Consider the following 17,480-nt stretch of genomic DNA (forward strand, 5'->3'; position numbering starts at 1 on the left):
GCGGTGGATATATCGGGTTATGAACAAACGCATTGTCATTATCGGCGGCGGCGTGGTCGGTCTGGCCACGGCCTGGGAACTGATTAAGCGCGGCCATCAGGTGCAATTACTGGAGCGCAATGCTGAACCGGGCAGTGCCACCAGTTTTGCTAACGGCGGACAATTAAGTTATCGCTACGTTGCCCCCCTTGCCGATAGCGGCGTTCCCCTGCAAGGGATTAAATGGATGGGCAAAGCCGATTCGCCGCTGAATATGCGTCTTAAGATGTCTTTCCAGCAGTGGCGCTGGCTGCTGCAGTTCCTGCGTGCCTGTAATAGCCAGACCAATAAAATGAACGGCGATCATATTTTGCGCCTGTCGTTGCTCAGCCGTCAGGTCATGCAGTCGTGGCTGGATGAGGATAATCTTGCCGATTTTCACTGGCGGCGCAGCGGTAAATTAATTATCCATCGCCGCGAATATGATTTTAATAAAGCGGCAAAAGGGATAGATCCTCAGTATCAACAAGCGCTGAATGCTGACGCCTGTCTGCAACTGGAGCCGGCACTCAGACATATCAGCCCTTCGCTGCAGGGCGGGATTTATTCGCCGGGCGATGAAACGGCAGATTGCCATCAGTTCTGCCTTGCCCTGCTCGACAAGCTCAATGCCAGCAACGACTTTAGCCTGCTGACGCACTGTGAGGTGCAGCGGCTCAATAAGCGCGGCGGACGCATCATCGCCCTGGAGACCAACCGGGGAACCATCACCGGCGATGATTATGTCGTTGCCGCCGGTAACGGCAGTGGTCCTCTGCTTGGGCATCTGGGAGTTCGCGTGCCGCTGTGCGCCCTGAAGGGGTACAGCCTGACCCTGCCCTATCCTGAAAAAGCAGGTATTGCCCCTGACATCAGCGTCACCGACTACGGGCACAAAATCGTTTATGCCCGCCTTGGCCAACAACTGCGCATCGCGGCGATGGTGGACATCGGCTACGACGGCGACCAACTGCGCGAGAGCCGCATTCAGGCGCTGAAAAACATCGTCGCCCGCAGCTTTCCCGAACTCGAAGGGCTGGACAAGGCCGAAGCCTGGACCGGCATGCGCCCGTCAACACCAGCAGGCCCGCCGATGCTGGGTCGCGCCGGATACCCCAATCTGTGGATGAACCTCGGCCAGGGTAGTCTCGGCTTTACCCTCGCCGCCGGCAGCGCGGTGGTGCTGGGCGCGTTAATCGACAATCAGGCACCCACTATTTCTTTAGAAGGTCTCACATGGAAACAAACCGCATGACCATTATTCGCAATAATCCACAACCTCGCCTTTCCGCCAGCGTTGCGTATGGCAATCTGTTGTTCCTCTCCGGGCAGACGCCAAAAAGCAGCGAAGACGATATCGTTTTACAAACCCGTGAAGTGCTGGAGAAGATCGATGCCCTGTTGGCGGCTGCCGGGAGCGATAAGCGCCAAATTCTCTCCGCGCAGATCTGGCTGAAAGATATCGAACGTGATTTTGTCGCATTCAATGACGTGTGGGTACAGTGGATGCCGGAAGGCCAGAGCCCGGCGCGAGCAGCAGTACAGGCGGAGATGGCGCGACCGGATATCCTGGTGGAGATCATGCTCACCGCCGTCAAAGCGTAAGGACGTATAGAAAAGAAAAAGGCCGCAATGCGGCCTTTTTAATTAGTTCAGATTATTTGTCTTTCGGCGACGCGTTTTCGACACGGCTTTTCAGTTTCTGACCGGGTCTGAAGGTCACCACGCGCCGGGCTGTAATGGGAATATCCTCCCCCGTCTTCGGGTTACGTCCCGGGCGTTGGTTTTTATCCCGCAAATCGAAGTTGCCGAACCCGGAGAGTTTGACCTGTTCTCCGTTTTCCAGAGCACGACGGATCTCTTCGAAAAACAACTCGACCAGTTCTTTGGCATCCCGCTTGCTAAGCCCAAGCTTATCAAACAGATATTCTGACATTTCAGCTTTTGTAAGCGCCATAGGTTCAATCCCTCAATGATGCCTGGAATCGCTCTTTTAATGCCTCTACACATCTGGCAACGGTAGCGGCAATCTCCTCTTCTTCGAGTGTACGGCTGGTATCCTGCAGGATCAGGCTAATCGCAAGGCTCTTATACCCTTCCGCCACACCTTTACCACGGTACACGTCAAATAAGTTTACGCCAACTACCTGATTTACGCCAACTTTCTTACATTCGGCTAAAACATCGGCAGCAGCCACGTTTTCCGCGACCAGTACCGCGATGTCGCGACGGTTCGCCGGGAAGCGGGAAATATCGCGCGCCTGAGGCACCACGCGGTCTGCGAGCTTGTCCCACTCCAGTTCGAACACCAGAGTGCGACCGTTCAGATCCAGTTTACGTTCCAGTTCCGGATGAACAACCCCAATGAAACCAATGCGTTCACCTTTAAGATAAATCGCTGCGGATTGGCCTGGATGCAGCGCGGCGATCGCTTCGCCACGGAACTCGATGTCGGCCAATTTACCGGTTAAATCCAGTACGGATTCCAGATCGCCCTTCAGATCATAGAAATCGACCGTCTCTTTCGCCAGCGTCCAGTGCTCTTCGTAGCGGTTACCGCAGATCGCCCCGGCCAGCATCACATCCTGACGAATGCCCAGCGGCGCCTGAGTATCCGGCACGAAGCGCAGGCCACTCTCAAAGATGCGCACGCGGCTCTGCTGACGGTTCTGGTTGTAGACCACGGTACCCAGCAGGCCGGTCCACAGCGACAGACGCATCGCCGACATTTCGCTGGAGATCGGGCTTGGCAGGATCAGCGCCTCTTCCCCGGCGTGGATCAGCTGCTGGATTTTCGGGTCAACAAAGCTGTAGGTGATCACTTCCTGATAGCCTTTGTCGTTCAGCAGCGTTTTTACGCGCTTCAGCGACAGGTCGGCTTCACGATGGGTACCCATGATCAGACCCGCCTGTACTGGCGCATCAGGAATGTTGTTGTAGCCATAAACGCGAGCCACTTCTTCGACCAGATCTTCTTCGATCTCCATGTCGAAACGCCAGCTCGGGGCGACTGCCTGCCATTCGTCCTGACCCACCGTCACTTCGCAGCCGAGGCGCTGCAGAATGTCGGTGACCTGCGCGTCATCGATATGGTGGCCAATCAGGCGATCCAGTTTGCTACGACGCAGGGTAATGGTGGCGCGTTTTGGCAAGGTCTCTTCGTTTGTCACGTCGATCACCGGGCCAGCTTCACCGCCGCAGAGGTCGATCAGCAGACGCGTGGCACGCTCCAGCGCTTTATACTGCAGCGCCGGATCGACGCCGCGCTCATAGCGATGAGAGGCATCGGTGTGCAGGCCATGACGGCGCGCGCGGCCGGTAATGGACAGCGGGCTGAAGAACGCGCATTCCAGCAGCACGTTCTGGGTTTCGTCGTTAACGCCGGAGTGTTCCCCGCCGAAGATCCCGCCCATCGCCAGCGCTTTGTTATGGTCAGCAATAACCAGGGTGTCACTGTCGAGCTTCGCTTCAGAGCCATCGAGCAGCACCAGGGTTTCACCCTCTTTCGCCATGCGCACCACGATCCCGCCTTCGATACGGTCGCGGTCAAAGGCGTGCATCGGCTGGCCCAGCTCAAGCAGGACATAGTTAGTCACGTCAACCACCGCGTCGATGGAGCGGATCCCGCAGCGGCGCAGCTTCTCTTTCATCCACAGCGGGGTCGGCGCTTTGACGTTGATGCCTTTCACCACGCGGCCCAGATAGCGCGGGCACGCCTGCGGCGCGTCAACCTGAATCGGCAGCACGTCGTCAATGGTCGCGGCAACCGGCGTAATTTCCGGCGCGTTCAGCGGCGCTTTGTTCAGCACAGCGACATCGCGCGCCACGCCGATGATACCCAGGCAGTCGGCACGGTTTGGCGTGACGCTGATTTCGATAGTGTTATCGTCAAGCTTGAGGTATTCACGAATATCAGTGCCGATCGGCGCATCCGCCGGCAGTTCGATGATACCGCTATGGTCGTCGGAAATACCCAGCTCGGAGAAAGAGCACAGCATCCCTTCTGACGGTTCGCCGCGCAGCTTCGCCGCTTTAATTTTAAAATCGCCCGGCAGCACGGCGCCGATGGTCGCCACGGCGACTTTCAGCCCCTGACGGCAGTTTGGCGCGCCGCAGACGATGTCCAGCAGGCGTTCACCGCCCACGTTGACTTTGGTGACGCGCAGTTTGTCAGCATTTGGATGCTGGCCGCACTCCACCACTTCACCGACCACTACGCCGTTGAAGCTGCCGGCAACCGGCTCAACGCCGTCGACCTCGAGGCCCGCCATGGTGATCTGATCGGAAAGCGCTTCGCTGTCGATCGCCGGGTTAACCCACTCGCGTAACCACAGTTCACTGAATTTCATTGTTCTGTCCTGCCCTTATTTAAACTGTTTGAGGAAACGCAGATCGTTTTCGAAGAACGCGCGCAGATCGGTCACGCCATAACGCAGCATGGTCAGACGCTCCATCCCCATACCGAAGGCGAAGCCGGAGTAAACTTCCGGATCGATACCGACGTTACGCAGCACGTTCGGGTGTACCATCCCGCAGCCCAGCACTTCCAGCCATTTGCCGTTTTTACCCATCACGTCAACTTCTGCGGACGGCTCGGTGAACGGGAAGTAGGACGGACGGAAGCGCACCTGCAGGTCTTCTTCAAAGAAGTTGTTCAGGAAGTCGTGCAGCGTCCCTTTCAGGTTGGTGAAGCTGATGTTTTTATCAACAATCAGACCTTCCATCTGGTGGAACATCGGGGTATGGGTCTGGTCGTAGTCGTTACGATAGACGCGGCCCGGCGCGATAATGCGGATGGGCGGCTGCTGGTTTTCCATGGTGCGGATCTGCACGCCGGAGGTCTGCGTACGCAGCAGGCGAGTGGCATCGAACCAGAAAGTGTCGTGGTCAGCGCGCGCCGGATGATGACCCGGAATATTCAGCGCATCGAAGTTGTGGTAATCATCTTCGATTTCCGGGCCAGTCGCCACGGTAAAGCCGAGCTCACCGAAGAAACTTTCAATACGGTCGATGGTGCGAGTGACCGGATGCAGGCCGCCATTTTCAATGCGGCGTCCCGGCAGCGAGACGTCAATGGTCTCTGCGGCCAGACGCGCATTCAGCGCTGCGCCTTCCAGATCAGCTTTGCGCGCGTTCAGCGCCTGCTGCACCTGCTCTTTCGCTTCGTTGATGACCGCGCCGGCTGCCGGACGCTCTTCCGGCGGTAACTCACGCAGGGTGGTCATTTGCAGGGTCAGATGCCCTTTTTTACCCAGGTATTCCACGCGGACGTTGTCCAGCGCAGCAACATCTGATGCCTCGTTAATGGCTGCCTTGGCACTGGCAACCAGCTCTGCGAGATGTGACATGGTTTTCCTCATTATGTCGGTGCAGACACCGGTTATAGTGAAATAAATATCCCGAATCCATATACGAAAAAAGCCTCCACAGGGGAGGCTTTCTGGCGCTGTTTTCCGTTTCTTCTTTCACGCGCTAGCCTCCTGAGTTCAGGTGCTAAAGTAAAAAAAGAAGCGGAAAATAGCAGCATTCATGCTTGCATTACCTTGTCTGGTAAGAAACGTCAGACCTGTATTGAAAAGCCTGCGCCGATAAAAGTCAATGTATTGATGGTGTTGAAACGAAAAGAGGGAGACAAGCTCCCTCTTTCAACTGGCTTATGCCAGAGCTGCTTTCGCTTTTTCGACCAGAGCGGTGAACGCTACTTTGTCGAATACGGCGATGTCAGCCAGGATCTTACGGTCGATTTCAACAGAGGCTTTTTTCAGGCCATTGATGAATTTGCTGTAAGAAATACCGTTCTGACGTGCTGCTGCGTTGATACGTGCAATCCACAGTTGACGGAACTGACGTTTACGTTGACGACGGTCACGGTAAGCGTACTGACCAGCTTTGATAACAGCCTGGAAGGCAACGCGGTATACGCGAGAACGCGCACCGTAGTAGCCTTTAGCTTGTTTCAAAATTTTCTTGTGACGTGCACGTGCAATTACACCACGTTTTACGCGAGCCATGTGTGCTCTCCTGTATCTATTCTAAGTTAAAAAAGTTAAACGTTAACGACTTATGCGTACGGCAGGCACGCGATAACCAGGCCCAGATCGCCTTTGGAAACCATGGCTTTCGGACGCAGGTGACGTTTACGCTTGGTAGCTTTTTTAGTCAGAATGTGACGCAGGTTAGCGTGCTTGTGCTTAAAACCACCTTTACCGGTTTTTTTGAAGCGCTTAGCAGCACCGCGTACGGTCTTAATTTTTGGCATCTTAATAACTTCCACTTCGCATTGTTAATAAACGAAACATAGGCGAACAACATCAGTGAAGCCCTAAGGCTCCACTGACATCGCTACTTGAAGGCCTTACTGTTTCTTCTTAGGAGCGAGCACCATGATCATCTGGCGGCCTTCGATCTTCGTAGGGAAGGATTCGACTACTGCCAGTTCACTCAGATCGTCACGGACGCGCGTAAGCACTTCCATACCGATCTGCTGGTGGGCCATCTCACGACCGCGGAAACGCAGTGTGATCTTAGCCTTATCGCCATCTTCGAGAAAGCGAACCAGGCTGCGGAGTTTTACCTGGTAATCACCATCATCGGTCCCAGGACGGAATTTAATTTCCTTAACCTGGATAACTTTTTGCTTTTTCTTCTGTTCCTTAGAAGACTTACTCTTTTCATAAAGGAACTTGCCGTAGTCCATGATACGACAAACTGGCGGTTCGGCGTTAGGGCTGATTTCAACTAAATCTACTCCGGCCTCTTCAGCCTTTTCGAGAGCTTCTCTCAGACTCACAATACCCAAAGCTTCGCCTTCCAGACCTGTCAAGCGAACTTCCAGGGCGCGAATCTCGCCATTGATACGATTCGGACGTGCCGTTTGAACTCGTTTTCCGCCTTTAATACCTTATTCCTCCAGTTGTTGAAGACTGCGGCTGCGAATCTCTTGTTGCAGCTTCTCAATCACTTCACTTACGTCCATGCTGCCGAGGTCTTTCCCGCGACGGGTGCGCACGGCCACTTTGCCGGCTTCGACTTCTTTGTCGCCACAGACCAACATATACGGGACACGACGTAAAGTGTGCTCGCGGATTTTAAAGCCAATCTTCTCATTTCTCAAGTCTGCTTTTACACGAATGCCCGCATTTTGTAGTTTACGCGTCAATTCGTTAACGTATTCAGCCTGAGAATCGGTAATATTCATGACCACTACCTGCACTGGTGCAATCCAGGTTGGGAAGAAGCCAGCGAACTCTTCGGTCAGGATGCCAATGAAGCGCTCCAGGGAACCGAGAATCGCACGGTGAATCATGACCGGTACCTGACGCTCGTTGTTTTCGCCCACATAGGAGGCGCTTAAACGCTGCGGCAGAGAGAAGTCCAGCTGTACCGTTCCGCACTGCCATGCGCGATCGAGGCAGTCATACAGGGTAAATTCAATTTTCGGGCCGTAGAACGCCCCTTCGCCCAGTTGATACTCAAATGGGATGTTATTTTCTTCCAGCGCCACCGCCAGATCCGCTTCCGCGCGATCCCAGGTCTCATCGCTACCGATACGTTTTTCCGGGCGAGTTGACAGTTTGACGACGATCTTCTCGAAGCCAAAGGTGCTGTACATATCGTAGACCATACGAATACAGGCGTTCACTTCATCGCGAACCTGATCTTCAGTACAGAAGATATGCGCATCATCCTGGGTAAAGCCGCGAACGCGCATCAGACCGTGCAGCGCGCCAGACGGTTCGTTACGGTGGCAGCTACCGAATTCCGCCATACGCAGCGGCAGATCGCGGTAGGATTTCAATCCCTGGTTGAAGATCTGCACGTGGCCCGGGCAGTTCATCGGCTTGATGCAGTATTCACGGTTCTCAGAAGAGGTGGTGAACATCGCATCTTTATAGTTGTCCCAGTGGCCGGTTTTTTCCCACAGGACACGGTCCATCATGAACGGACCTTTGACTTCCTGATACTGGTACTCTTTCAGTTTAGAACGAACAAAGGTTTCCAGTTCACGGAAGATAGTCCAGCCGTCGTTGTGCCAGAACACCATCCCCGGCGCCTCTTCCTGCATATGATACAGGTCAAGCTGCTTGCCAATTTTACGGTGGTCACGCTTGGCGGCTTCTTCAAGACGCTGCAGATAGGCATTCAGCGCTTTTTTATCTGCCCACGCGGTACCGTAGATACGCTGCAACATTTTATTGTTGCTGTCGCCGCGCCAGTAGGCACCGGCGGTTTTCATCAGCTTGAAGTGATGACAGAAGCGCATATTCGGTACGTGCGGGCCGCGGCACATATCGATATATTCTTCATGATGATACAGACCCGGCTTATCATCATGAGCAATGTTTTCGTCAAGAATAGAAACTTTATAGGTTTCGCCGCGCTTCACGAAGGTTTCACGCGCTTCGTGCCAGCTGACTTTCTTCTTGATGACATCGTAGTTTTTCTCGGCGAGCTCATGCATACGTTTTTCGAGCGCGTCGATATCTTCCTGAGTCAGGGTGTGGTCGAGGTCTACGTCATAGTAGAAGCCATTATCAACAACCGGACCGATAGCCATTTTGGTGTTGGGCCACAGCTGTTTAATGGCATGGCCTAACAGGTGCGCACAGGAGTGACGAATGATCTCCAGCCCTTCTTCATCTTTCGCAGTGATAATAGAGAGAGTGGAATCGGTTTCGATCGGGTCGCAGGCGTCTACCAGTTCACCGTTTACCCGCCCGGCAATGGTGGCTTTCGCCAGGCCTGGACCGATATCCAGCGCAACATCCATGGGGCTAACAGCGTGGTCAAAATGGCGTTGACTGCCATCAGGAAGCGTAATTACAGGCATTTTATGTCCTTATTTGCAGTGGTGCCCCACACGAAAGAGCACATACAAAACTATATAATCATAATTATCATCAGGTTAAGGCGCAGTTCCCGCTTCACTCTGCGAAAATAGGAGGACGACCGGATAGACCGTTCCCGCCTGCCACCGCCTGCTGATAACACCAGGGAGTAGTTTACACATCATTGGTACGTGATTAAAGCCGCAAGCGTATAAATGATGGCGGAATGTGGAGAAAACAAGAGAGATTGAGATAAAAAGACGAATATCCTGCTACTGCAGGCAAGAATAATCCCCGGCAAAGCCGGATAATATTATTCGGACGTGATAGAAGAGACGCAATGATATTGCATACTTAATCTTTAACGCAGCGCGTTAAACCGGTACCGCTTCACCCGGCTTAATTGACGTACGGCGAAATAAAGGTCTGGTATATTATGACCACTCGCCGGCCACCAGCGTATGCACATTAAAGGCATCGCTCATGGATTGTCCGGTGGTCCGGGAACCGGGGGCGATATTCGAGCCAGCCTCAACGTCAGTCGCTTTGGCGATGCCAACCTGAGTATGGTCCTGGTTGCCTGATGGCGGAACGGGCGTGGCAGCGGATGCGCCAAAAGAAAGCACGCACAGCGCCAGGGCTGCGATGGTAAATGAAGTGTTTTTCATGATATTCATTCTCTTATTACGGAAGACAGACCGCGCGATTTCTCCGCTCGGTCAGTGCATATCATTATAGATCCAGATCACATATTTGTCCGTCGAATATTTAGCTTTTCGTGTCAAATAGAATGAATATTTGTCAACAAACCGGGAATAATGGAGAAAAGATGGAGGGCTATTTCTTTTTATAAAAACTAAAACGAAAGGCCAGAAAAAATAATGGCACTCATTGCTAAATTTAAAACGAACAGGCCGGGGAAACCCGGCCTGAAAATATTACATTTTATACCCAAGGGACAGCGACGTCCGGCGATCGGTATGCTCCGGCGCAGAGGAAGGCGGTGCCGAGTTCCAGGTCACGTTGTAGGCGACCTTCAGCGCGAAATGGGCGTTAATCGCCACGTTTAACGCGCTCTCAGAGTTGACGGTGGTGTCCTCAGCGCCAAACACCGAGACCCCTTGCGTAAATTTGGCGTTATCGGTCATCTGCCAGGCCCAGGTGCCGGAGGCGTAACCCAGCGGCTGAGTGTCGGTATCTCCATCGGTAAACTCGTCATAGCGAACGCCAGGACCGAATTCAAACCGTAAGCTGTGTACCGGACCGTTGAGGATCTGACGACCATAACCCGCCGTCAGGACATCACGCTGCTGATAGCCATTATAGCGGTCGGTCAGCCAGCTCCCCTGACCAAAAATATAGTTCATATCGGTCAGGTTATAGCGACTACGCCCACCGAAAGCATATTTTTCTGAGGATCGCTCATCGTTGGAAGAAGTGTTGCTGGCGTTCCCCCACAGCGACCAGGCAGTGGTATTACCATACCAGGTCAAGGTGGAATCTGCCGTCATCGAGGAGTTTTTGGTGTTGCCGGACTGCGCCAGGTAGCCTGCGTTAACCACACCTTCGAAAGGTTTTTTAGCAGCGGAAGGGTCATCCATGACGGTAAATACAGAATCATCGGCCATTGCGCCAACAGACGCAAAAAGCCCCCCCGCCAGCATAACCGCTGCGGGTACTGTCTTTAAAAGCTTCATTATAACTCTCTAAAATACATTTTTTAGGACAGTACAAATGATGAACAGGCACAACTTACCCGCTCATTGAATTTAGCGTCCGTACAACATAAAAGAGACCTGAGGGTCCCGGAAACTTTCGCGAGGATCGCGGTGTGCAGGTCCTAAGAAAGGTAGCAAATTATAAAAAAGCACGAATAACATAGCAATCACTTACTCTTTCGTTTTTTGAATAAGACAGCTCCGGAAACAATCTTTATTTCATAATGAAAATACAGGCTTCTTTGCAAATCTCGCAGGAACATCACTTTCCCTCCCGGAGTCATCGTGCCATGCTTAAATAAAGTACAGTCGCCGTATTAAGGAGGAGAAGGAATGACCAAAATTTATACGTTAACGCTGGCCCCCTCGCTGGATAGCGCCACGCAGACCCCGCAGATTTATCCCGAAGGTAAACTCCGCTGCAGCGCGCCGGTATTTGAGCCCGGCGGCGGCGGGATCAACGTTGCCCGTGCCGTGACCTTTCTTGGCGGCAAAGCCACCGCCATTTTCCCGGTTGGCGGCGCCACCGGCGAGCACTTAGCAGCCCTGCTGGCCGATGAGCAGGTGCCGGTCGAGACCGTCGAAACCCGAGACTGGACGCGGCAAAACCTGCACGTTCACGTGGCCGCCAGCGGCGAACAATATCGCTTTGTCATGCCCGGCGCAGCGTTGACGGATGATGAGTTCCGTCGGCTGGAAGAGAAAGTCCTGACTATCGAACCCGGCTCACTGCTGGTGGTAAGCGGCAGCCTGCCGCCAGGTATCAGCGTCGAAAACCTGATGCAACTGGTGAAAAATGCGCAACAGCAGGGACTGCGCTGCATTATCGACAGCTCCGGCGACGCGCTGGCTGCGGCGCTGGACGTAGGCAATATTGAGCTGGTGAAGCCGAACCAGAAAGAGCTCAGCGCCCTCGTACAGCGCGATCTGAGCCAACCCGATGACGTACGCCTTGCCGCCCAGTCGTTGATCCAGTCCGGTAAAGTACGCCGGGTGGTGGTTTCGCTCGGGCCGCAGGGGGCGTTAGGCGTTGACGCCAGCGGCAGCGTTCAGGTGGTGCCGCCGCCGATGAAAAGCCAGAGCACCGTCGGCGCCGGCGACAGCATGGTGGGCGCCATTACCCTGCGTCTGGCGGAAAACGCCGGGCTGGAAGATATGGTTCGCTTTGGCGTCGCTGCCGGTAGCGCCGCGACAATCAATCAGGGCACCCGTCTCTGCTCGCAGGCCAATACGCAAAAAATCTACGATTATCTCTGCGGTCGCTGATCTTCCCTGCCCCTCCGCGCTGGCGGAGGGAGCCACGATATTGGCTGGATGGTCTATGCTGGAAAGGCTATGGATAACAATGGGGTGTAGAGATGAGCAATGAGATAACCGCCTGGGTCGTCAGCGTCACCTTTCACGAACAGGCGCTGACGGAGATCAACGAGGTCAGCAACCACTTTACCCGCGCCGGGTTCGTACTGACGCTCAATGATGAAGACGGCAATCCCCATGAGCTGGGGACCAACACTTTTGGCCTGCTCAGCGCCCAGGATGCTGATGAAGTTAAGGCCCTCAGCGCAGGGCTGGCGGAATCGGCTCTGGGCCGCCCGGCAGAGATTACGGTCAGCACATTCGCCGAGTGGTTAAAAGCTCAATAAGTGCGTTTAACGCAACGGAAAGCGTCAGTTGTGCGTCAGTTCCAGGTTTACCCGGTAGCAGTGCGCTAACCTTATGATATGGTGGAAAACATGGGGAGAGACAGCATGTGGCAAGCAATCAGTACACTTTTACGCGATTGGCATTCCGAAAACGCTGAAATCGAACTGAAAACCGAGCTGCCCGGTGGGGAAATCCATTCGGCCTGGCATTTACGCTTCGGCGGGAAAGATTACTTCGTGAAATGCGACGAACGTGAGCTTCTGCCCATCTTCACCGCCGAGGCCGATCAGCTGGAACTGCTGTCGCGAAGCAAAACCGTTCGCGTGCCGCAGGTCTATGCGGTCGGCAGCGACCGTGACTACAGTTTTGTGGTCATGGAATACCTCCCTCCCCGTCCGCTGGATGCGCATAATGCCTTCCTGCTCGGCCAGCAGTTAGCGCATCTGCACCAGTGGAGCGATCAGCCGCAGTTTGGTCTGGATTTCGACAACGATCTTTCCACCACGCCGCAGCCCAACGCCTGGCAGCGTCGCTGGTCGGTGTTCTTTGCCGAGCAGCGTATCGGCTGGCAACTGGAGCTGGCGGCGGAGAAAGGGCTGCACTTTGGCGATATCGATACCTTAGTCGATGTGGTTCAGCAGCGGCTGGCCAACCATCAGCCGCAACCTTCACTGCTCCATGGTGACCTGTGGTCCGGTAACTGCGCCTTAGGACCAGATGGCCCCTATATCTTCGATCCGGCCTGCTACTGGGGCGATCGCGAGTGCGATTTAGCCATGCTGCCGATGCACCCGGAACAACCGCCGCAGATCTATGACGGCTACCAGTCCGTTTCACCGCTGCCAGCAGGTTTTCTCGATCGTCAGCCCATCTATCAGCTGTACACCCTGCTGAACCGGGCGATTTTGTTTGGTGGCCAGCACCTGGTGACGGTCCAGCAGGCGCTGGACGATGTATTGACGGAAAAAACGCGTTAGACAAGACTCACGGCGGACCCCTGGTCCGCCGCAACGCATTATCAGTTGATCTCGACCCCACTCAGACGGAATTTGATAGTCATCGTCACGCCGGTTCCCGGTCTTGCCTGCTCGTAACGCCATCTGCGCATCGCGCTTTTCACTTCGCGCTCAAACATATTGGCCGGCTGGGCAGAGAGGATCTGTAGGTTGTCGATTCGGCCATCTGGCGTCACGTCAAACTTCACCCGTACCGTCCCTTCGATGCGCAGCGCCTGGGCGCGGGCCGGATAGGTCGGCTGGACACGGCTGATCGCCCGCGGGCCGCTCGGGGCAGTAACGGTGGGTTTGGCGGCCGCGGTCGAGGTGCTTGGCGCGGTGCGCGCTGGCGTCGTGTTGTTGTTTTCAAACGGCGAGGCCGGACGCGGCTCTGCTGCCGGCTTCACGTCCCGCTTCGGCTGCTCAACCTTTTTCTCCGGCTTGGGTTTCGGTTTGGGTTTGGGTTTAGGCTTCGGCTTCGGTTCCGGTTTATGGATCACCACCGGCGCTTCTTTCGGCGGTTCAGGCACCACCTCGGGTTCCGGCTCAGGATCAGGTTCGACAACGGGCTCCACGACTGGCTGTGCCGCCGGGGGCGGTTCAAGATCGGCCGGCGCGACCATCGTAATCTCAATCGGCTGCGTCGGAGAAGGCTGTTCAATAACCTGATGTACCGAGGTATAAAGCAGCCCCGCCACAACGGCACCGTGGATAGCCACGGACAGCAGCGTTGGCCACGGGAAGCGGCGAGGTAAATCAAGAGTCATTGCGCTCATAGTCGTTTCTGTTGAAAAATGATGCTCCGATTTTAAATGCAAATAGCAATCATATTCAATAAGGCATCTTAACCTGAGTCAATTTTTGCCACCATTTGCAGAAAAAAGCCGCGTCGGCAGCGCATTCGACACCGGTATGCATCTTTGCATTGCAGTCCAGGGCGGTTTAACTTAACGTAATTCGCCTGATTATTGATAAGGAGCTTTGCCGTGCTTTACGTTATCTACGCTGAAGATATCGCCGATTCTCTGGAAAAGCGGCTCTCGGTTCGCCCTGCGCATCTCGCGCGTCTGCAACTCTTACACGATGAAGGCCGGCTGCTTACCGCCGGGCCAATGCCGGCCGTTGACAGCAACGAACCGGGCGCAGCAGGGTTCAGCGGCTCAACGGTGATTGCCGAGTTTGAGTCGCTGGAAGCGGCGCAGTCCTGGGCCAATGATGATCCGTATATTGCGGCTGGCGTCTACCGCCAGGTCTCTGTTAAGCCTTATAAGAAAGTGTTTTGATAAATATTCCCTGCTATTTTTCTGGTTAGCCATAAAAAGACACCAGGCCATCAGATTAAAGGGCGCATTTTGGTACACAACATTAAAATGTCGCCCTTTTCCATCACGCGAAAAATTTGGCTGTTCTCTCACTGACATGTCCTGTACAGGGTCAGATCCCCTCTCCTGCCTCAACATCGTCGCCTAACGCAATGCCTCACCATCCATGCATTAATATGAAAAGCCCCCGCTGTCCGGCGGGGGCCTCTGATCGTTATCGCTGATCCAATTATCTGTTACTTATCGAGCGCATAGGCAATCACGTAGTCACCGCGATCCGGCGACTGGCGGGCTCCACCGGCGGAAATCAAAATGTATTGTTTGCCGGTCTTCGGCGAAACATAGCTGATGGGTCCCCCCTGGCTTCCTACCGGAAGACGGGCTTTCCAGACTTCTTCACCCGTAGATGAATCGAAGGCGCGCAGGTAATAGTCCTGGGTTCCGGCAATGAACACCAGGCCGCCCTGAGTTGCCAGGGTTCCACCCAGCGTCGGCATACCGATCGGCATCTGAGCACGCATTTTTATGCCAAACGGACCGGTATCCTGGACGGTACCGACCGGCACCTGCCAGACGATTTTCTGTGTTTTCAGGTCAATCGCGGACAGCGTACCAAACGGCGGTTTCTGACATGGGATCCCCAGCGGCGACATGAAACGGTTTTTGTTGACCGAGTACGGTGTTCCTTTCATCGGGACCGCCCCCATCCCGGCGTTCACCGCTTCACCACCGGTGTTAGCCACCGCGCTTTGTGGGTCCTGCTTAATCAACTGCACCCACAGACCCAGACGCATATCATTGACGAAGATATAGTGGTTGTTCGGATCGGTAGACAGGCTGCCCCAGTTCATTCCTCCCAAAGAGCCCGGGAAGCTGAGGGAAACATCGGTCCCCGGCATGGTGTACAGCCCGTCATAACGCATCGATTTGAAGCTGATACGACAGACCAGCTGATCAAACGGCGTTGCCCCCCACATATCAGATTCTTTCAGGGTTTCCGCCCCAATCTGCGGCATCCCAACAGAGCGCGGCTGCGTCGCCGGATATTGTTCATTTGGGATATCAGCCGGTTTCACCGGGACCTCTTTCACTTCGGTAAGCGGTTGACCCGTCAGGCGATCAAGTACATAGATTTGACCCGCTTTGGTCCCCACCACCACGGCGGGTTTGTTGCCCTCTTTGGTCGGGAAATCGACCAGGCTTGGCTGCATCGGGACATCGAAGTCCCACAGATCGTTACGCACGGTCTTGTATACCCACTTCTCTTTCCCGGTGGTCGCATCCAGCGCCAGGATTGAAGTGGCGTATTTGTGATCGCCCTGAATACGGTCCGCGCCCCACAGGTCAACAGAGGAGCTCCCCATCGGAATAAAGAGGGTATTCATCGACGCATCCCAGGACATGGGCGCCCAGGAGTTAGCGGAACTGCGTTTGTAATGTTCCCCCGGTTGCAGAACATGATTGGGATCCGGATTACGCGGATCAAATGCCCAGCGCTGCTGGCCGGTAATCACGTCATAACCGCGCACCACGCCGCCAGGCATGTCAGTACTGACGTTATCCGCCACGCGGCCTCCAACCACCACCGTGGTGCCAGCCAGCGTCGGGGCTGAAGTCAACACATAGCTTGGATCTGCCGCTGCGCCCATCCCTTCTCGCAGATTCACGCTGCCGTTCGTCCCGAAGTCCGGGCAGAATTGGCCGTTATCTGCGTCTAAGGCGATCAATCTGTCATCAATCGTATTCATCAGGATGCGACGCTGGCATGCTGCACCTGGCGCGACCTGTGCCGGCAGAACCGGTGTGGAGCCTGCCACAGTGGGCTGCGTCAGTGGCTTCGTCGCATCAAAATACGCCAGGCCTCGGCAGCGCATCCAGATGGCGGATTTCGCATTAATTTCCGTTCTCCAGATCTCTTTTCCACTATCGGCATCGACGGCGATCACATTGTTATGCGGGGTACAGAGGAAAACACGATCGCCTACCTGCAGCGGTGTTTGCTGATCTTCTGCGCCATTGCCATCCGGGCTTAACGGGGTGTCGCCAGTATGGAAGGTCCAGACGGGTTTCAGGTTTTTTACATTGTCACGCGTGATCTGGTCCAACGCCACAAAGCGGCTACCGCCGGCAGTATTACCGTAGTGGTCCCAGTTTTGCTGTTTAGCGTCTTCTTTTACCGGCACCAGCGGTAATTTCTCGCCGCTGAACGCCACTGTGGGATGGGGCTGAAACATCTGAACAAAGGTGACGCCCATGGCGATAACCAGAACAACGCAGACCCCCCATGCCCCTTTGGTGCTGTAAGGCTTTCCTTCATGCTTACGTAGCGCAGGCCAGGTGGCCGCCGCCAGCAGCATCAACCCGGCGGGTACCATCAAACGGGAAACGAGCGGCCAGAAGTCGAAGCCGGCATCAAACAGTGCCCAAATCAGGGTACCCACGAATACCAGAGCAAACAGCCACACCGCGGACGACCTGCGGCGGAAAAACTGAATCGCGGCGAGCAGGGTAATAACCCCGGCAATAAGGAAATACCAGCTTCCCCCCAGGGAAACCAGTTTATAACCGCCGATGACAAAGAACAGGCCTGTCGCAAGCAGTATCACGCCGACCAGCAGGCACCACAGGCCTAACCAGCCGGATGAGCGGGGATTCGTATCTGACATAATAACTCTCCTGATAACACCATGAAATAAAACTATTTCTTATTTAACTATCGATGTTTTCCCCGCAGTAAGCCAAACGGCATAAATGAAGCATAATGCCGGGATAGAAAATGGCGATAAAACATCGATGTCGGGAATTATATTTAATTGTTAATAAATTGTGTAAGTCCGTTATGTAAGATCTTGTATTTTATTTATTTATTGATTGTTTTTTGCTCGACACTATTGTGATAAAGCTAAAAAAACGCCAGGAAGAATTAAAAAGAAATGACTACAACAAATAAATAAC

General features: G+C 54.4%; 18 protein-coding genes and 1 other annotated feature. Of the genes, 6 read left to right on the forward strand and 12 right to left on the reverse strand.

The window, feature by feature from the left end:
- The first annotated feature begins 19 nt into the window (after positions 1–19).
- Together SPE70_RS15505 and SPE70_RS15510 are read left to right on the forward strand one after the other, a co-directional pair.
- Positions 20–1,273: a D-amino acid dehydrogenase gene (locus tag SPE70_RS15505; RefSeq protein WP_012541370.1), complete on the forward strand. Its 1,254-nt coding sequence runs from the start codon at positions 20–22 to the stop codon at positions 1,271–1,273.
- On the forward strand, positions 1,270–1,623 hold the full coding sequence (locus SPE70_RS15510; RefSeq protein WP_008804437.1) for a RidA family protein: 354 nt from the start codon (positions 1,270–1,272) through the stop codon (positions 1,621–1,623). Before SPE70_RS15505 ends, SPE70_RS15510 begins: the two co-directional genes overlap by 4 nt.
- 52 nt (positions 1,624–1,675) lie before the next feature.
- Here SPE70_RS15510 and ihfA read toward each other — a convergent pair whose 3' ends face one another.
- The 10 genes from ihfA to SPE70_RS15560 all read right to left on the reverse strand — a co-directional run bounded on the left by ihfA (position 1,676) and on the right by SPE70_RS15560 (position 10,543).
- The gene (gene ihfA, locus SPE70_RS15515) at positions 1,676–1,975 is read right to left on the reverse strand and encodes an integration host factor subunit alpha (RefSeq protein WP_002909098.1); all 300 of its coding nucleotides are present in this window, start codon (positions 1,973–1,975) and stop codon (positions 1,676–1,678) included.
- A 4-nt stretch (positions 1,976–1,979) separates the two neighbouring features.
- The gene (gene pheT, locus SPE70_RS15520; protein WP_016161312.1) at positions 1,980–4,367 is read right to left on the reverse strand and encodes a phenylalanine--tRNA ligase subunit beta; all 2,388 of its coding nucleotides are present in this window, start codon (positions 4,365–4,367) and stop codon (positions 1,980–1,982) included.
- Positions 4,368–4,382: 15 nt separating this feature from the next.
- Positions 4,383–5,366 (reverse strand): phenylalanine--tRNA ligase subunit alpha, encoded by a 984-nt coding sequence (pheS, locus tag SPE70_RS15525; RefSeq protein WP_008804435.1) that lies wholly within the window; start codon positions 5,364–5,366, stop codon positions 4,383–4,385.
- 63 nt (positions 5,367–5,429) lie between these two features.
- Positions 5,430–5,554: a sequence feature (Phe leader region), on the reverse strand.
- Positions 5,505–5,549 carry a pheST operon leader peptide PheM gene (pheM, locus tag SPE70_RS15530; RefSeq protein WP_001386830.1) on the reverse strand — a complete coding sequence of 15 codons (45 nt, stop codon included), beginning with the start codon at positions 5,547–5,549 and terminating at the stop codon, positions 5,505–5,507. It overlaps the preceding feature by 45 nt.
- 118 nt (positions 5,555–5,672) lie before the next feature.
- Positions 5,673–6,029, reverse strand: coding sequence for a 50S ribosomal protein L20 (rplT, locus tag SPE70_RS15535; RefSeq protein WP_000124850.1), 357 nt, complete (start codon positions 6,027–6,029; stop codon positions 5,673–5,675).
- 50 nt (positions 6,030–6,079) lie between these two features.
- Positions 6,080–6,277, reverse strand: coding sequence for a 50S ribosomal protein L35 (gene rpmI, locus SPE70_RS15540; protein ID WP_001124225.1), 198 nt, complete (start codon positions 6,275–6,277; stop codon positions 6,080–6,082).
- A 96-nt stretch (positions 6,278–6,373) separates the two neighbouring features.
- Positions 6,374–6,916: a translation initiation factor IF-3 gene (gene infC / locus SPE70_RS15545; RefSeq protein ID WP_012967832.1), complete on the reverse strand. Its 543-nt coding sequence runs from the start codon at positions 6,914–6,916 to the stop codon at positions 6,374–6,376.
- 3 nt (positions 6,917–6,919) lie between these two features.
- A complete protein-coding gene (gene thrS, locus SPE70_RS15550; protein WP_008804433.1) occupies positions 6,920–8,848 on the reverse strand; it encodes a threonine--tRNA ligase in 1,929 nt (642 codons plus the stop codon).
- A 432-nt stretch (positions 8,849–9,280) separates the two neighbouring features.
- On the reverse strand, positions 9,281–9,514 hold the full coding sequence (locus SPE70_RS15555) for a YdgH/BhsA/McbA family protein (protein ID WP_012541368.1): 234 nt from the start codon (positions 9,512–9,514) through the stop codon (positions 9,281–9,283).
- A 270-nt stretch (positions 9,515–9,784) separates the two neighbouring features.
- On the reverse strand, positions 9,785–10,543 hold the full coding sequence (locus SPE70_RS15560) for a DUF481 domain-containing protein (protein ID WP_064170342.1): 759 nt from the start codon (positions 10,541–10,543) through the stop codon (positions 9,785–9,787).
- A gap of 354 nt (positions 10,544–10,897) precedes the next feature.
- Here SPE70_RS15560 and pfkB point away from each other — a divergent pair, with 354 nt between their 5' ends.
- From pfkB to SPE70_RS15575, 3 genes are all read left to right on the forward strand, one after another.
- Positions 10,898–11,830 carry a 6-phosphofructokinase II gene (gene pfkB, locus SPE70_RS15565; RefSeq protein WP_064170343.1) on the forward strand — a complete coding sequence of 311 codons (933 nt, stop codon included), beginning with the start codon at positions 10,898–10,900 and terminating at the stop codon, positions 11,828–11,830.
- Between the two features lie 92 nt (positions 11,831–11,922).
- Positions 11,923–12,207, forward strand: coding sequence for a type V toxin-antitoxin system endoribonuclease antitoxin GhoS (gene ghoS / locus SPE70_RS15570; protein ID WP_008804429.1), 285 nt, complete (start codon positions 11,923–11,925; stop codon positions 12,205–12,207).
- 105 nt (positions 12,208–12,312) lie between these two features.
- Positions 12,313–13,185: a fructosamine kinase family protein gene (locus SPE70_RS15575; protein ID WP_012541366.1), complete on the forward strand. Its 873-nt coding sequence runs from the start codon at positions 12,313–12,315 to the stop codon at positions 13,183–13,185.
- A 41-nt stretch (positions 13,186–13,226) separates the two neighbouring features.
- Here SPE70_RS15575 and tonB read toward each other — a convergent pair whose 3' ends face one another.
- The gene (gene tonB / locus SPE70_RS15580) at positions 13,227–13,979 is read right to left on the reverse strand and encodes a TonB system transport protein TonB (RefSeq protein ID WP_048268547.1); all 753 of its coding nucleotides are present in this window, start codon (positions 13,977–13,979) and stop codon (positions 13,227–13,229) included.
- 210 nt (positions 13,980–14,189) lie between these two features.
- Here tonB and SPE70_RS15585 point away from each other — a divergent pair, with 210 nt between their 5' ends.
- Entirely contained in the window at positions 14,190–14,486 is a 297-nt protein-coding gene (locus SPE70_RS15585; RefSeq protein WP_008804420.1) for a YciI family protein, read from the forward strand.
- A gap of 275 nt (positions 14,487–14,761) precedes the next feature.
- On the opposite strand, the gene SPE70_RS15590 is transcribed toward SPE70_RS15585, so the two are convergent.
- Entirely contained in the window at positions 14,762–17,191 is a 2,430-nt protein-coding gene (locus tag SPE70_RS15590; protein WP_064170344.1) for a glucose/quinate/shikimate family membrane-bound PQQ-dependent dehydrogenase, read from the reverse strand.
- Positions 17,192–17,480: the final 289 nt, after the last annotated feature.

It is taken from the genome of Klebsiella sp. ZJOU C1 (genome assembly GCF_035620215.1).
Lineage (GTDB): Bacteria > Pseudomonadota > Gammaproteobacteria > Enterobacterales > Enterobacteriaceae > Klebsiella > Klebsiella variicola.

What these genes read in the sequence shown, in the direction of transcription:
- ghoS (WP_008804429.1), top strand. Translation starts at nt 11,923, where the DNA reads ATGAGCAATGAGATAACCGCCTGGGTCGTCAGCGTCACCTTTCACGAA.
- SPE70_RS15560 (WP_064170342.1), bottom strand. Translation starts at nt 10,543, where the DNA reads ATGAAGCTTTTAAAGACAGTACCCGCAGCGGTTATGCTGGCGGGGGGG.
- rpmI (WP_001124225.1), bottom strand. Translation starts at nt 6,277, where the DNA reads ATGCCAAAAATTAAGACCGTACGCGGTGCTGCTAAGCGCTTCAAAAAA.
- pheS (WP_008804435.1), bottom strand. Translation starts at nt 5,366, where the DNA reads ATGTCACATCTCGCAGAGCTGGTTGCCAGTGCCAAGGCAGCCATTAAC.
- SPE70_RS15505 (WP_012541370.1), top strand. Translation starts at nt 20, where the DNA reads ATGAACAAACGCATTGTCATTATCGGCGGCGGCGTGGTCGGTCTGGCC.
- SPE70_RS15575 (WP_012541366.1), top strand. Translation starts at nt 12,313, where the DNA reads ATGTGGCAAGCAATCAGTACACTTTTACGCGATTGGCATTCCGAAAAC.
- ihfA (WP_002909098.1), bottom strand. Translation starts at nt 1,975, where the DNA reads ATGGCGCTTACAAAAGCTGAAATGTCAGAATATCTGTTTGATAAGCTT.
- pheT (WP_016161312.1), bottom strand. Translation starts at nt 4,367, where the DNA reads ATGAAATTCAGTGAACTGTGGTTACGCGAGTGGGTTAACCCGGCGATC.
- tonB (WP_048268547.1), bottom strand. Translation starts at nt 13,979, where the DNA reads ATGAGCGCAATGACTCTTGATTTACCTCGCCGCTTCCCGTGGCCAACG.
- SPE70_RS15510 (WP_008804437.1), top strand. Translation starts at nt 1,270, where the DNA reads ATGACCATTATTCGCAATAATCCACAACCTCGCCTTTCCGCCAGCGTT.
- SPE70_RS15590 (WP_064170344.1), bottom strand. Translation starts at nt 17,191, where the DNA reads ATGTCAGATACGAATCCCCGCTCATCCGGCTGGTTAGGCCTGTGGTGC.
- SPE70_RS15555 (WP_012541368.1), bottom strand. Translation starts at nt 9,514, where the DNA reads ATGAAAAACACTTCATTTACCATCGCAGCCCTGGCGCTGTGCGTGCTT.
- pfkB (WP_064170343.1), top strand. Translation starts at nt 10,898, where the DNA reads ATGACCAAAATTTATACGTTAACGCTGGCCCCCTCGCTGGATAGCGCC.
- thrS (WP_008804433.1), bottom strand. Translation starts at nt 8,848, where the DNA reads ATGCCTGTAATTACGCTTCCTGATGGCAGTCAACGCCATTTTGACCAC.
- rplT (WP_000124850.1), bottom strand. Translation starts at nt 6,029, where the DNA reads ATGGCTCGCGTAAAACGTGGTGTAATTGCACGTGCACGTCACAAGAAA.